This window comes from Roseateles sp. FW305-36 (assembly GCF_058787015.1).
The window spans coordinates 42,567-55,891 of record NZ_JBYSZK010000008.1 but is presented as its reverse complement, the minus strand read 5'-3'; the positions used below and the strand labels follow the sequence as shown (position 1 = coordinate 55,891).

The 13,325-nt window shown below is 70.2% G+C and carries 16 protein-coding genes; 4 read left to right on the top strand and 12 right to left on the bottom strand.

Going from position 1 to position 13,325, the window contains the following annotated elements; genetic code table 11:
• Window positions 1-202: 202 nt before the first annotated feature.
• A complete protein-coding gene (locus AC3WOE_RS15940) occupies window positions 203-502 on the top strand; it encodes an antibiotic biosynthesis monooxygenase (RefSeq protein WP_492691749.1) in 300 nt (99 codons plus the stop codon).
• Between the two features lie 24 nt (window positions 503-526).
• Here AC3WOE_RS15940 and AC3WOE_RS15935 read toward each other — a convergent pair whose 3' ends face one another.
• Genes AC3WOE_RS15935 through AC3WOE_RS15915 form a run of 5 tightly spaced genes read right to left on the bottom strand, consistent with a single transcriptional unit; the run spans window position 527 to window position 5,349 of the window.
• On the bottom strand, window positions 527-1,498 hold the full coding sequence (locus AC3WOE_RS15935) for a YeeE/YedE thiosulfate transporter family protein (protein ID WP_492691747.1): 972 nt from the start codon (window positions 1,496-1,498) through the stop codon (window positions 527-529).
• A gap of 7 nt (window positions 1,499-1,505) precedes the next feature.
• A complete protein-coding gene (locus AC3WOE_RS15930) occupies window positions 1,506-2,645 on the bottom strand; it encodes a patatin-like phospholipase family protein (protein ID WP_492691746.1) in 1,140 nt (379 codons plus the stop codon).
• 53 nt (window positions 2,646-2,698) lie between these two features.
• Complete coding sequence (locus tag AC3WOE_RS15925) at window positions 2,699-3,175, bottom strand: cupin domain-containing protein (protein WP_492691745.1); 477 nt, start codon at window positions 3,173-3,175, stop codon at window positions 2,699-2,701.
• A gap of 47 nt (window positions 3,176-3,222) precedes the next feature.
• A complete protein-coding gene (locus AC3WOE_RS15920; protein WP_492691743.1) occupies window positions 3,223-4,005 on the bottom strand; it encodes a 3-hydroxybutyrate dehydrogenase in 783 nt (260 codons plus the stop codon).
• A 12-nt stretch (window positions 4,006-4,017) separates the two neighbouring features.
• On the bottom strand, window positions 4,018-5,349 hold the full coding sequence (locus tag AC3WOE_RS15915) for an NAD(P)/FAD-dependent oxidoreductase (protein WP_492691742.1): 1,332 nt from the start codon (window positions 5,347-5,349) through the stop codon (window positions 4,018-4,020).
• 143 nt (window positions 5,350-5,492) lie between these two features.
• Here AC3WOE_RS15915 and AC3WOE_RS15910 point away from each other — a divergent pair, with 143 nt between their 5' ends.
• The 3 genes from AC3WOE_RS15910 (at window position 5,493) to AC3WOE_RS15900 (ending at window position 7,238) form a co-directional block, all read left to right on the top strand.
• Window positions 5,493-6,389, top strand: a complete 897-nt coding sequence (locus AC3WOE_RS15910; protein WP_492691740.1) for a LysR family transcriptional regulator — start codon at window positions 5,493-5,495, stop codon at window positions 6,387-6,389.
• A gap of 70 nt (window positions 6,390-6,459) precedes the next feature.
• On the top strand, window positions 6,460-7,026 hold the full coding sequence (locus tag AC3WOE_RS15905) for a sigma-70 family RNA polymerase sigma factor (protein WP_492691738.1): 567 nt from the start codon (window positions 6,460-6,462) through the stop codon (window positions 7,024-7,026).
• Entirely contained in the window at window positions 7,023-7,238 is a 216-nt protein-coding gene (locus tag AC3WOE_RS15900) for a zf-HC2 domain-containing protein (protein WP_492691737.1), read from the top strand. The genes AC3WOE_RS15905 and AC3WOE_RS15900 overlap by 4 nt, the downstream gene beginning before the upstream one ends.
• 23 nt (window positions 7,239-7,261) lie before the next feature.
• On the opposite strand, the gene AC3WOE_RS15895 is transcribed toward AC3WOE_RS15900, so the two are convergent.
• The 7 genes from AC3WOE_RS15895 to mdcA form a co-directional block, all read right to left on the bottom strand.
• On the bottom strand, window positions 7,262-8,236 hold the full coding sequence (locus AC3WOE_RS15895; protein WP_492691735.1) for an ACP S-malonyltransferase: 975 nt from the start codon (window positions 8,234-8,236) through the stop codon (window positions 7,262-7,264).
• 86 nt (window positions 8,237-8,322) lie between these two features.
• The gene (locus AC3WOE_RS15890; RefSeq protein WP_492691733.1) at window positions 8,323-9,144 is read right to left on the bottom strand and encodes a triphosphoribosyl-dephospho-CoA synthase; all 822 of its coding nucleotides are present in this window, start codon (window positions 9,142-9,144) and stop codon (window positions 8,323-8,325) included.
• Window positions 9,141-9,776, bottom strand: coding sequence for a malonate decarboxylase holo-[acyl-carrier-protein] synthase (mdcG, locus tag AC3WOE_RS15885; RefSeq protein WP_492691731.1), 636 nt, complete (start codon window positions 9,774-9,776; stop codon window positions 9,141-9,143). The genes AC3WOE_RS15890 and mdcG overlap by 4 nt, the downstream gene beginning before the upstream one ends.
• Window positions 9,773-10,474, bottom strand: a complete 702-nt coding sequence (locus AC3WOE_RS15880) for a biotin-independent malonate decarboxylase subunit gamma (RefSeq protein WP_492691730.1) — start codon at window positions 10,472-10,474, stop codon at window positions 9,773-9,775. The genes mdcG and AC3WOE_RS15880 overlap by 4 nt, the downstream gene beginning before the upstream one ends.
• Window positions 10,474-11,337 carry a biotin-independent malonate decarboxylase subunit beta gene (locus tag AC3WOE_RS15875; protein WP_492691729.1) on the bottom strand — a complete coding sequence of 288 codons (864 nt, stop codon included), beginning with the start codon at window positions 11,335-11,337 and terminating at the stop codon, window positions 10,474-10,476. Before AC3WOE_RS15875 ends, AC3WOE_RS15880 begins: the two co-directional genes overlap by 1 nt.
• Window positions 11,334-11,654 (bottom strand): malonate decarboxylase acyl carrier protein, encoded by a 321-nt coding sequence (mdcC, locus tag AC3WOE_RS15870; protein ID WP_492691728.1) that lies wholly within the window; start codon window positions 11,652-11,654, stop codon window positions 11,334-11,336. The genes AC3WOE_RS15875 and mdcC overlap by 4 nt, the downstream gene beginning before the upstream one ends.
• Window positions 11,655-11,658: 4 nt before the next feature.
• The gene (gene mdcA, locus AC3WOE_RS15865; protein ID WP_492691725.1) at window positions 11,659-13,323 is read right to left on the bottom strand and encodes a malonate decarboxylase subunit alpha; all 1,665 of its coding nucleotides are present in this window, start codon (window positions 13,321-13,323) and stop codon (window positions 11,659-11,661) included.
• Window positions 13,324-13,325 lie beyond the last annotated feature (2 nt).

Genomic DNA, 13,325 nt, shown 5'->3' with positions numbered 1-13,325 from the left:
TTGGCTCCTTGGGAAGCGATGGGGGCGACGCGCCTGCGGTCGTGTGGAGGAGGGCGCTGGGCTTGGTCCGCCGAGGGCGGCGGTCCTTACGGGGCCGGATGAAGCGTGAACCGGTGACAGCGGGGGTGTAAGGCGCCGGCTCGTGGCCCGACCACCGCGCAGGCGGGCGCCCTGTCGCCGGCCTTCAGCAAGGAGAACTGCCATGACGACCGCATTCAATGTCGTTCGCTTTCGCGTCAAGCCCGGCCGCGAGCAGGCCTTCATCGACGCCCACCGCCGCGCCGATTTCTCGGCCGAAGGCTTCCGGGGCGGCGCGCTCGTCCAGACCGGCGAGCACAGCTTCTGCATCATTGGCGAGTGGGCCTCGATGGAGGCGCTGGCCCAGGCGCGGCCGACCATGATTGGCGTGCTCGACAGCTTCCGCGCCGAGCTGGAAGACCTGGGCGGCGGCCTGGGCGTGACCGACCCGGTCTCGGGCGAAGTCGTGCTCACGCTGCGCTGAGACGCGCCTCCTGCCGAGGGGCTGTCAGGCCGGCGCCTCGGTTCCCCACCATGCCTGCACGCGCATGGCCATCGCGATGACGAGAAACATGCTGCCCAGGGCCAGCCAGGCATAGGGCCGCAGCAGCGGAATGCCGATCAGGATCAACCCGTCGTTGGAGCCGGGTATCAGCAGGCTGCCCCAGGCCATCAGCACGCCGCCGGCGAAACAGCGCCGAAACTGGGCGAGCACCGGCCACGCCGAGCGCCAGCGGCCGGCGGTGAGGCCACCGAGCAGGGCGCCGACATACAGCGCCGCCAACAGCAGCAGCGGCAGCAGGCCCGGGCCGGCCCGGGCGGGACCGACCCTCCTCGCCAGGTCGGCGAGCACGTCGGTATAGGCCCAGTTGCCGGCCAGCAGCAGCGTGACGACGAAGCTCGCGCCGATGACGATGGTGGCGGCATGTGGTGACCAGACCTGCCGCGCCAGCGTGCGCAGGCGGCCCGGCGCCCTCAGTGCCAGCAGCGCCGGCCACAGCCGCCAGCAGGCATAGGCGATGAACAGCGGCCCGAGCACGGTGGCCGAGCCGGCGATGGGCGAGGCGTGAGCCAGCGCCTGCGCGGCCGGGCGCGAGAACAGCGGTTGCACGCTCAGGCAGCCGGCGTAGAAGCCCAGCGGCGTGGCGGCATAGGCCCAGTCCCCCGAGCCCAGGCGGGCGATGGCGCCGAAGACGCAGGCCTGGTTGAGCCAGGCGCCCAGGCCCAGCAAGGCGCCGCCCAGCACCGTCCAGGCATTGCTGGCAAAGCCGGCGGGCATGCTGCCGGCCAGGTGCATGAGCTCGGCCAGCGCCAGGCCGCCGGCCACCCACAGCGAGGCCTCCAGCATGGCCGCCAGGCGGTGGGCGCGGCCGTGGTTGAGCACTTCGTCCACCGCGGCCACCATGCAGGTGCCGCCGCGCTGGATGGCATAGCCCATGGCGCCCACGCAGAGCAGGGCGGTGAACCAGATGGCAGTCATGGCGGGCTCAGACGTGCTCGACGACGCCTTCGATGGGATCGGTCGGCTCGCGCCAGGGCGAGCGCTCGATCATGCGCAGCGTGTCGGCATAGCCCGCCTCGCGGCGCGCCTTGACGCCGGCCGGCGTGAAGTCGATGTCCTTGGTGTGGTCCTCGCCTTCCAGGCGCGGCGCCAGCAGATGGGCCACGTGCATGGTGGTGCCGCAACCCCAGGATGACAGCTCCTTGATGGCCGCATCGGCCTGCTTGTTCGCAGGCAGTTGCTGCGTGAGCTGGCGGATGATGTGGCGCAGGCGGTGGATCTGCTTCTGCCTTGCGATATGGCTGTCGGCGCGGCTGGCGAACTGGATGTCCTTCTGCCGGCCCATCACCTGCCAGATGGACTCGGGCTCGGGCGCCGTCTGGTGCCAGACGTTGACGGCGAAGATCAGCGAGTCGCGGCGGCGCCGGTCGTCCAGCACGGCCTCGATGGGCGTGTTGGAGTAGAGGCCGCCGTCCCAATAGGGCTCGCCGTCGATGCGCACCGCCGGAAAGGCCGGCGGCAGCGCGCCCGAGGCCATGACGTGTTCCACGCAAAGCGGCTCGTACTGGCTGTCGAAGTAGCGCATGGCGCCGCTGCAGGCGTTGACGGCGCCAACCGTCAGCCGCGTCGCGCCGGCTTGCAGGCTGCCGAAGTCCACCAGCTCGGCCAGCGTCGCGCGCAGCGGCTCGGTGCTGTAGTAGGCCGCCGACTCCACGCCCACGTTGGCGCGCACGCCGCGCAGCGCTGCCATGCTGGGCTCGAAGAAGGCCGGGATGCCGCGCATCACCGTCGTCATGTTGGCGACCCAGTTGCCCATGCCCAGCCAGTCCAGCGGGCCGGCCGTGGTGGCCGGCTGCTCCACGTGCTCCCAGAAGGCATTGAGGCGGCCCATGCGGTCAGCCGGCGCGTTGCCCGCGATGAGGGCCGCGTTGATGGCACCGATGGACGTGCCGATGACCCAGTCGGGCTCGATGCCCGCGTCGTGCAGCGCCTCGTACACGCCGACCTGGTAGGCGCCCAGGGCCCCACCGCCTTGCAGCACCAGCACCACCTGGCCGGGCAGGCCGGGGGGTGAGGCGGTACGCGCTTTGCGGGCCTTGGTGGCGGTGGGGGCGGTGGCGTTCATCGGCTGTCTCTTCTGGTTGGCGTGGGCAGGGGTCGTTGACGAAGGCCGCGGCCTTACATCATCTTTTCCATGGTGGCCGGCTTCTTGTCGTTGACGACGTCGGCGATGGTCAGCTCGACGGGCATCGAGCCGACGTTCTTCCACCAGTGCCGGGTGCCGAGGAACTCGCGCGCGATGTCGCCGGCCTTGTGCAGGACGGGCACGCTGCACTTGCTGCTGTACTCAAAGATCTCGCCGCTGTTGACCATGATCAGCGCGGGCCGGTCCTCGTGGCTGTGCAGGGGCACGACGCCACCGGGGGCGATGGTCATGTGGCGCATGCGCAGGCGGCGCTGGTCGAGCTTGACGTTCTCCTTGGACAGGTCGATGGAGGCCAGTTCGGTGTCGGTCACGCCGACCGGTGCATTGGCTGCACCTGGCAGGGCGTTGGCTGCGGTCTTGTCGGCCGGGCATTCACCGGCGAAGGCGGTGCTGGCCAGCGACAGTGCTGCCGCAGAGGTGATGCAGAGGAAGCGAAGGGTGGGGTTCATGGGAGTTCTCCTTGGGAGTGGGGGGGTGAATGGGCGAAGCCCGGGGCTCATTGCGCCGTCCAGCCGCCTTCGAGGGGCAGGATGGCGCCGGTGATGGAAGCGGCGTCGTCGGAGCACAGGAAGGAGGTCAGGGCGGCGACCTGTTCCACGGTGACGAACTTCTTGGTGGGTTGGGCGGCCAGCAGCACGTTGCGCACGACCTCTTCAGGCGTGATGCCGCGTGCACGCGCCGTGTCGGGGATCTGCTGCTCCACCAGCGGCGTCAGCACATAGCCAGGGCAGACCGCATTGACGGTGATGCCGCCCTCGGCCACTTCCAGCGCGACGGACTTGGTGAAGCCGGCGACGCCATGCTTGGCCGTCACATAGGCCGACTTGTAGGGGCTGGCCACCAGGGCATGGGCCGAGGCAATGTTGACGATGCGGCCAAAGCCCTTCTTCTTCATCGCCGGCAGCGCCAGGCGGGTGGTGTGGAAGCAGGCCGACAGGTTGATGGCCAGGATGGCGTACCACTTGTCGACGGGAAATTCGTCGACCGGCGCCACATGCTGGATGCCGGCGTTGTTGATGAGCAGGTCGATGCAGCCGAACTCGGACAGGGCCTTGCCCATCATGTCTTCGATGGCCTCGGGGCGGCTCATGTCGGCACCGTCGTAGCGCACCTGCACGTCGTAGCGTTCGGCCAGCTCGTCGCGCAGCCGCGTGATGGCGCCGGCGTCGCCGAAGCCGTTGAGGACGATGTTGGCGCCCTGGGCGGCCAGGCTGCGGGCGATGCCCAGGCCGATGCCGGAGGTCGAGCCCGTGACGAGGGCGGTCTTGCCGATGAACATGATGGAAGGCTCCTAGAGGTGCTGGGGATCGTTGGCAGCGCTGTGCGGTTGCCGCGGGGGATCGACGTCGCTGGTGCGCGTGAAGCGCAGGTGGGTGATGTCGGCGGGGAAGAAGAGGCTCCAGGTCCACTCGACCCAGATGCGCACCTTGCGGCCCAGGGTGGGCATGCGCATCAGGTAGTAGGCGCGCCAGGCCAGCCAGGCCGGCAGGCCCGTGAGCGGCACGCCCAGCACCTGAGCCACGCCGCGGTGATGGCCGGTGGTGGCCATCATTCCGCGCGAGCTGTAGTTGAAGGGGCGGGTCGGCTGGTCGGCGAGATGCCTGAGCAGGTTGCTCGCGAGCTGCCCGGCCTGGGCGACGGCGAATTGCGCCGTGGGCGGGCAGGGCTTGCCGTCGGCCAGGTTCAGCGTCGCGGCGCAGTCGCCGAGAGCCCACAAGCCCGGGCGGTTGGGCACCTGGCCGTCGGGGTCGGTCACGATGCGGCCCCGCAGGGTCTCGACGCCCAGCGTCTCCACCAGCGGGTTGCTGCGCGCGCCGATGGTGCAGACGACGGTGGCGCTGGTGATGCGCTCGCCGCCGGCCAGGTCCACGCCGTGGGCGTCGATGCTGGCGGCCTTGGCGCCCAGGCGCACGTCCACGCCGCGCTCGCCGAGCGACTTCGCCGCCGCGGTGCCGAGCGCGGCCGGCAGTTCGGGCAGCAGGCGGTCGCCGTCGTGCAGCAGGGTGACGCGCAGCTCGTGCGCCTTGACGCGCGGGTAGCAGCGGTGGGCGCTGCGGATGAAGTCCACGACGGCGCCGGCCACCTCCACGCCCGAGAAGCCGCCGCCGATGACGACGAAGTGGCCCAGAGAACGTCGGTGCGCCTTGTTGTGGCACAGCTCGATGTGGGCCAGGCGCTGCAGCAGGCGGTTGCGGATGTGCATGGCATCGCCCACCAGCTTCAGCGGCAGGGCGTGCTCGGCCAGGCCCGGGATGATGCCGAGGTTGGCGCGCTGCCCGAAGGCCAGCACCAGGTGGTCGAAGTGCATCTCCAGCGGGCCGGCCAGCGTGGAGCAGGTCAGCGTCCTGCCGGCGTGGTCGACGCGGTCGAGCCGGCCCATGATGAAGCGGGTGGTGAGCAGCATCTCGCGGATCGGCGCAATGACGTGTTCGGGGAACACGGCCGCGCCCACCACCTCGGCCAGCATGGGGTTGAAGGTCGTGTAGCTCTCCTCGCTGAGCAGCACGAGCTGCCAGCCCGGCGGCAAGCGGGCTTCGAGGGCGCGGGCCAGGGTGGTGCCGGCAAAGCCGCCGCCGGCAATCACGAGGGTCTTGAGGGCTGGGGTGGAGGTGGGAGTCGTCATGGGGCTTCTCGGCAATGGGGAGAAGCTTAGGAATCGGGCCTCCAACGCGGAAATCGCAACAATTCATCGCGCCATCGGCCGCGGTTATCGGCGATGTGCTTTTTCACTGAAAGGTTTGGCGCTCGGCCGCGACCGATGCGCCCATGGAGCTCTACCAGATCCGCTATTTCCTGGCCGTGGCCGACACGCTGAACTTCACGCGTGCGTCCGAGCGGTCCTTCGTGTCGCAGCCGGCCCTCACCAAGGCCATCCAGCGGCTGGAGGAGGGCATCGGCGGACGGCTCTTCGACCGCACCAAGAACTCCGTGCAGCTGACCGATCTCGGTCGGGGCATGCTGCCCAACTTCAGGCAGATCTACGAGACCGCCAACCATGCACGCGAAGAGGCCCGGCGTCTCATGCGGGCGCAGCGTGAGGTGGTGCGCGTGGGTGTCATGTGCACCATCGACCTGCACCAGGTGCTGCCGGGCTTTGTCGAGAGCCAGGAGGGGCGCACGGAGGTGGAGCTGAGCTTTCGCGAGGGCAACCTCGAGGCGCTGACCGACGCACTCGACCAGGGGGACGTGGACGTGGGCATCATGTGCTCGCCCTACGAGATGCCCAAGCGATTCGCCGCCACGCCGCTGTTCAGCGAGGACTATGTGCTGGCCATCGGCGACGACCACCGCTTCAGCGGGCGCGCCAGCGTGGAGATGGCCGAGCTGAACCGCGAGCGCTATTGCGAACGCGTGATGTGCGAGTTCTCCACCTATATCGAGCGCCTGCTGCGCGACCGCAGCGTCAGGCTGGAGGTGGTGCAGCAATCCTCCCGCGAGGACTGGATCCAGGCCCTGGTGCGCGCGAACTTCGGGGTCGCCTTCATGCCCATCTCCATCGCGCGGGCCGCGCGGCTGGCCTTCGTCACGCTGTCGGACGTGCCCATCGTGCGCGAGGTCAGCGTGCTGACCCAGGCCGGGCGGCTCCGCAGTGCGGCCCAGCAGGCCGTCATCGACTCCCTGGTGCGTCATGACTGGGACGCCTCGCCTGCACTCACCCCCTAGAAGCGCTTGGCAAGCCAGCCGCAAGCCAACGCTTTGTAAACTGGCGCATCGTGATTGCCATGCTTCACCCGTGACCGACTTTGCGCTTCAGGTCGAATGCCTGCGCCCGCAGTTGCTGCGGTTCGCCCGGGCCCAGTTGAGGAACGATGCCTGGGCCGAGGACGCCGTCTCCGAATGCCTGCTGGCCGCGCTGGAGCGCCCCCAGGCCTTTGGCGGGCAGTCGCAGCTCAAGACCTGGCTGATCGGCATCCTCAAGCACAAGCTGATCGACCAGCTGCGCCGCAACACCCGCGAGGCCACCGTCCTCGTCGGCGAGGACGGCGAGGATCTCTTCGACGACCTCTTCCAGCCCGATGGTCATTGGCGCGAGGCGCCGCGCGACTGGGGTGACCCCGATGCGGCCTGCAGCCAGAAGCAGTTCTTCGAGGTATTGCAGGCCTGCTGCGAGCACCTGCCGCCCACCCAGGCGCGCGTCTTCATGATGCGCGAGTGGCTGGACCTGGACTCCGACGAGATCTGCCGCGAGCTGGCCATCACCTCGGCCAACCTGTGGGTGCTGCTGCACCGTGCACGGATGCGCTTGCGCGACTGCCTGCAACTGCGCTGGTTCGATGCCGCCGGGGCGGCTTCCGCATGAAGAACACGCTGACCTGCCGCGAAGCCACGCGCCTGCTGCTGGAGGACGAGGACCGCGAGCTGCCCGCCGCGGACCGCCTCGCCCTGCAGGTGCACGTCAAGATCTGCTTTGCCTGCCAGCGTTTCGTCGCCCAGCTCAATCTGATGCGCCGCGCCACACGGGCCTGGCGCAAGCACAGCGAGACCGAAGACGACGAGGGCCTGGTCGGCTAGGCGCCTCAGTGCGCATGCCGCCCTCAGGCGAGTTGCTGCCGGGTCCAGGCCAGCACGCCGCCGGGGCCCTGGAATTCATCGATGGAGCGCACCGGGATGTGCGGGTGCCGGTCCCGCCACATGGCCGCCAGCGCGCTGCCTGGGCCGATTTCCAGCACACAGCGCACGCGGCGCTCGGCGATGCTGTCCATGCAGTCGTCCCAACGCACCGTGCTGGCGATCTGGCCTGCAAGCGCTGATGCAAGCGCTGCCGGGCTGCGGGCAGCGCTGCCGGTGAAGTCGCAGACGACGGCAGTGTTTGCGGGCTTCAGGTCGACGCGGGCGAGGCGCTGCGAAAACGCCTGGGCCGCAGCGGCCATGGCCGGCGTGTGCGAGGCGATGGCAATGGGCAGGCGGGTGCATTTCATGCCGGCGGCGGTCCAGCTTGAGGCGTTGGTGTCGAGCTCGGCCGCCGCGCCGCCGACGATGACGCGCTCGGCGCTGATGCGGATGGCGATCGACAGTGCCGGCACGGCCTCGGCCAGCGCCAGCGCGCGAGGCCCCTGCAGGGCAAGCAAACCGGTGTGCTGCCCCGCCACGCTGTCGTTCATGGCCTGGGCGCGGGTGGCGGCGAGGTCGAGGGCCGTGCCGGCATCGAAGACGCCCGCAGCGGCGAAGGCGGCGAGTTCGCCGACGCTGTAGCCGGCGACGGCCGTCGGCCGCGGAAGTTGGGCTGCGAGCACCTGCCAGGCGGCGATGGCCATGCCCGTCAGCAGCGGCTGGGCGACGACGTTGGCATGCAGCCAGTTCGTGTCATCCAAGCTGTTACGCCAGTCCGGTCCCAGCCGCCGGGCCATGGCGTCCAGGGCCGGCCGGGCTTCGGGCTGGGCGTCCAGCCAGGGCAGCATCTGCGGGTGCTGGGCACCCTGCCCGGGGAAGAGCAGGGCCAGACTCACTGGCGCACCCTTCGGCCTGCGGCCCTGCCTGGCCGACAGCGCGGCCAGGCGTTCACCAGGCATGGGATGCCCTCAGGGCATCCCATGTCCGGGCTCACTCCCGCCGAGCGGGAGCGAGCTTGCTTGGGGCGGCCCGGCGCGGCGCTCATTCAGCCCAGGCGGTCCAGCCAGCAGGCCGCGGCGAGGGTGTCGGCGGCACCGCCGGGCGACAGGTTGCGGCACACGAACTCGGCGGCGATGGCTTCGGCGGCTTCGAGGCCTTGTGAAGCGCCGCCGGCGGCGAGGAAGTCACACGCGGCCGTCTGGGCGAAGCGCAGGCCTTCGAGGCCGCCGCGGTGGGCGAGGTTGCTGTCGTCGAGCGCGGCGATGACGGCGAACAGGGCGTCCAGGCGGGCAACCTGAACCGGCAGGCCTCTTGCCTTTTGCAGCGCCGGCACGGCGGTTTCGAACAGCGTCGGAAAGCCCATCGCGGCTTCGGCCGAGGCGCTGCGCAGATTGAAGCGCCGTGCGGCCAGACCGCCGGGCAATGTGGAGCTGCGTTGCGCACGAGCGGCGAGTGCTTCGCCCCAGCGGTCCAGCAGTGTCTGGCGGATCAGCGCAGGCGTGGGCCGTTGGCCCAGCGCCCCCGCCGAGGCACAGAGCAGCCCCAGCATGAAGATGGCACCCCGGTGGGTGTTGATGCCGCCGGTGGCTGCCAGCATGCGCGCTTCCGCCGCGATGCCGCAGCGCTCCAGGGCCTCGAAGGGCGCGCCGACGGCGCCCAGCTCGGCGATGCGGACGAAATAGCTGCGCAGGGCGAACAGGCTGCGCATGAAAGTGTGAGCGTCCATGTCGGCATGGCTGCCGCGGTCGGTCAGCGTGACGAGGCCGGGCTTGGGCGACAGCGCGAGCTCGTCGTACAGCGCGAGCGTGGCGGCGCGGCCGATTTCCGTGGCCGTCGGCGCGGTCGAGCGGGGCGCCAGAGCCCTCATGCCAGGGCCTCCATCGAGGCGCCATGAAGCCGCTTCACGAGCAGGGCATTCGCGCGGCCGGCGCGACCGGCCAGCCATTCGCGCCAGGCGATGGCGGCGTCGCCCTCGAAGACCAGTTCACCGTCCAGGCGGCGGGAGGGCGACCCGAAGGCGTTCAAGGCGGCGGCGACCGCATCGGCCTGCTCCTCGCTGATCACGCTCACCCAGACGTCGATATCCGAGCCGTCGCGTACATGCTGCAAGCCGGTCAGGTGTTGCCAGCCGTGGCTGCCGTAGACCCGGGCCGTCGCGCCGCAGGCCTGCAGGGCGAGGGCGAGCTGGCGGGCCGGCGTTCGGGCGCTCTGGGGCAACTGCGTGACGAGCTGATCCAGGCGCGGGAACTCGTCGAAGTAAAGCACCTCGGTCTTGTCGACGCGGAGCGCGAGGCGCCTATGGCTCCAGCGGCGCGGTGCGCTGAGGCCCATGGCGACGCCGTCGTCCTCATCGCGTTGACGCGTGACGACCAGCGGCAGGCCGTGCGCTGCCCAATAGCGCAGGCAATCGCGCGCCTCACGGTCCCAGTCGCGATCCAGCAGGCGCTGCCAGCCGGCCACCGTCAGCCTTGCGATCTGGTGGCGGTGCAGGGCAGTCATGCGGCATCCAGCACGCGCTGCACGACGCTGGCGGCCAGGCGCCGGCCACCGCGAGCGGCACCATCCTCGGCGCGGCGATCCGTCGTCGGTGCATCGGCCAGCGCCTCGCGCAGGGCCTGGGCGAGGTCGCCCTGCCAGAGCTTGCGCACGCCACCCATGGCGACGTAGTTGCCCACCCCCGGCGCGAACACCGGGTTGGATTCGGACAGCTGGGCCAGCAGCGCCTCGGGCAGCTTGGTGACGCGGGCCATGGCCGGCAGGCGCATGACGCGGATCTCGGCTTCGGGCAGGGCGTCGCAGGCGTCGGCAATCAGGCCGGAGGTGATGAAGCCGCCGGACAGGGCCTGGTCGTAGACAAGGCCGATGACGCGGTGGCCGCGGCGGCGCGCGAAGTCGATGCACATGCCGAGGTGGGCCATGGCGCGGTTGATGCCCAGCAGCTCGTCGCGGCGGCGCAGCTGCTGGCCTTGCGTGTCGATGAGCAGCAGGATGGCGCGCCCCGGGTGTTGCGTGACGACGTCCAGCACCGCACGGGCCTGGGCCAGGGCCAACTGCACACCGATGGGCGCGTGGGCCGTGGTGCCGATGACGGCCAGCGCTTCGCCGTCGAACTCGACGGTGCCTTGCAGGAAGTCACCGTCGCGCGTGATGGCGTGGGCTTCGCCGAAGAGGCGCTCGGCCAGCAGGGTCCAGTCCATCAGCGCACTCCCAGGCCGCGCAGGGCGGCGACGTCGAGGTCGGGAACCTGGGCGGCGTCGGTCACGCCGAGCGAGGCCCACAGCGGGATGGCCTCGGCGCCTTCATAGCTCAGACGCGAGGCGAGCAGGGCGTGTTCCTGCTCCAGGGCTGCAAGCGTGATCGGCTTGGCCGCATCCAGGGCCGCAAGCGCCGCCGCGCGGAACTCGGCAACATCGTCTTCCACCAGCGCATCGCAGTCACCGCTCAGCCAGCGGTGCTTGCCGCCGGTCGTGCGCCACACCAGCGCCCGGTCGCGCGAGTCGAATTCCTCGACGCCATGCGAGGCCTCGATGACCTCGGGGCCGGACATGGCCAGGCGTCCGATGTCGCTCATGACGACGTGGTCGGCGCAGCGCGCGACGATGCCCATGCCGCCGAAGCAGCCGTTGGCACCGCCGATCAGCACGATGACGGGAATGCCGGCGGCGCGCACGTCTAGCAGGGCGCGCATGACTTCGGAGACGGCGATCAGCCCGGCATTGGCCTCGTGCAGGCGCACGCCGCCGGACTCGGCCAGCAGCAGCACCGCGTCGGGTTTCTCCAGCAGGGCGCGCTTGAACAGGCCGACGAGCTTGGCGCCATGCACCTCGCCCACGCCGCCGCCCATGAACTCGCCTTCCTGGGCAGCGATGAAGACCTGGCGACCAGCCAGCGTGGCGCGGCCGATGGCGATGCCGTCGTCAAAGGCAGCGGGCAGGCTGAGCTGGCCGAGATGAGGGCTGGTCAGGCGCTGGGCCGGGGGCAGCCATTCATGGAAGCTGCCGGTGTCGACGAGTTGGGCCAGCCGCTCGCGGGCGGAGCATTCAGCGTAAGAAGTGCTCATGGTTGCAGCTCCTGGGCCGCCTGGTCCAGGCGCAGGCTGACGACGGCGGGGGTGGCGCCCATGTCGTGGATGGAAAGTTGCACGCCGGCGAGCTGGTGGCGGGCATGGAAGTCATGCACGACGGCGGCCCAGATGGCGCCGAAGCCGCGGGCCGAGGTTTCGATGTGGACACGGCAGTCGTTGCCGGCCGCCGGTTCCAGCAGTACCTCGAGATTGCCCGAGCCGACGACGCCGACCAACACGGGCGTGAAGACGCCGGCGGGGCGAGTGCCGGCAAAGGCGTAGTCCAGGGTTTCAAGTCCAGGAGAGCTGCTCATGGCATCACCAGTTGCGAAAGCGCTTGGGCGGGCTGTAGAGGCCGCCGGAGGCGCGCACGAGGTCGCGCATGCTGCGGGCGGCCAGCAGGTTGCGCGTGGCCTCGCGCGGGTCGATGCCGAGGTCGGCCGGCCGCTTGATGACGCCGCGGTCGCGCAGGTTCTCCACCATGCGGGCGTCGCGTGCCAGGCCCACCGCCGTGTAGCCGGCCACGCCGCGGATGGCCTGCTCGCGCTCCTCGTCGCTGCGGCACAGCAGCAGGTTGGCGATGCCTTCCTCGGTCAGGATGTGGGACACGTCCTCGCCGTAGATCATGATGGGCGGCAGGGCCATGCCGGCCTGCTGCTGCAGCGTCCAGGCGTCCAGGCGCTCGACGAAGGCCGGCTGCATGTGCTCGCGAAAGGTCTCGACCATCTGCACCACCAGCTTCTGGCCGCGCGGCGTGCCGGTGGCGCCTGGCCGGCCGGCGCGGGCTTCCTCTCCGGCTTTCAACCATGCAGGGCTTGCGTGCCGCCGGCCACGGGCGTCCGCGCCCATGTTGGGCGCGCCGCCGAAGCCTGTGATGCGGCCCAGCGTGGCGGTGGAGGAATTGCCCTGCAGGTCGATCTGCAGCGTCGAGCCGATGAAGAGGTCGCAGGCGTAGTGGCCGGCAGCCTGGCAGAAGGCGCGGTTGCTGCGCAGGCTGCCGTCGGCGCCGGTGAAGAAGACGTCCGATCGGGCGCGGATGTAGTCCTCCATGCCCAGCTCGGAGCCGAAGGAGTGGATGGACTCCACCCAGCCGGCCTCGATGGCGGGGATCAGCGCCGGGTGCGGGTTCAGCGCCCAGTGCTTGCAGATCTTGCCCTTCAGGCCGAGCTGTTCGCCATAGGTGGGCAGCAGCAACTCGATGGCCGCGGTGTCGAAGCCGATGCCGTGGTTGAGCCGCTGCACGCCGTATTCGGCATAGATGCCCTTGATGGCCATCATGGCCATCAGCACCTGGATCTCGCTGATCTGGGCCGGGTCGCGGGTGAACAGCGGCTCGACGAGATTAGGGCGCGGTGCCTTGACCACAAAGTCCACCCAGTCGGCGGGGATGTCGATGCGCGGTAGGGTGTCGACGATCTCGTTGACCTGGGCGATGACGAGGCCGCCTGAGAAGGCGGTGGCCTCGACGATGGCCGGCGTGTCTTCGGTGTTGGGGCCGGTGTAGAGATTGCCTTGGCGGTCGGCGGCGTGAGCGGCGACGAGGGCCACCTTGGGCGTCAGGTCGACGAAGTAGCGGGCGAAGAGCTCGAGATAGGTGTGGATGGCGCCGATCTCGATGCCGCCGCTTGTCACCAGTTTGGCCAGGCGGGCGCCCTGGGGGCCGGAAAAGCTGAAGTCCAGCCGCTTGGCGATGCCGGTCTCGAAGACGTCCAGATGCTCGGGCAGGGCGAGCACCGACTGCACCATGTGCAGGTCGCGCACGCGCTGCGGGTCGACCTGCGTCAGCGACTGCGCCAGGAAGTCGGCCTGCTTCTGGTTGTTGCCTTCCAGGCAGACGCGGTCGCCGGGTTGCAGCACCGCTTCCAGCAGCGCGACGGCGGCGTCGGTCGCAACGTGCCGGCCACGCACGCCGGGCACTTCGGCCGCGCGGGCCAGGCGCTCGCGGCGCTGGCGGTCGCGCAGATTCCAGGCGGGGGCGTTCATCG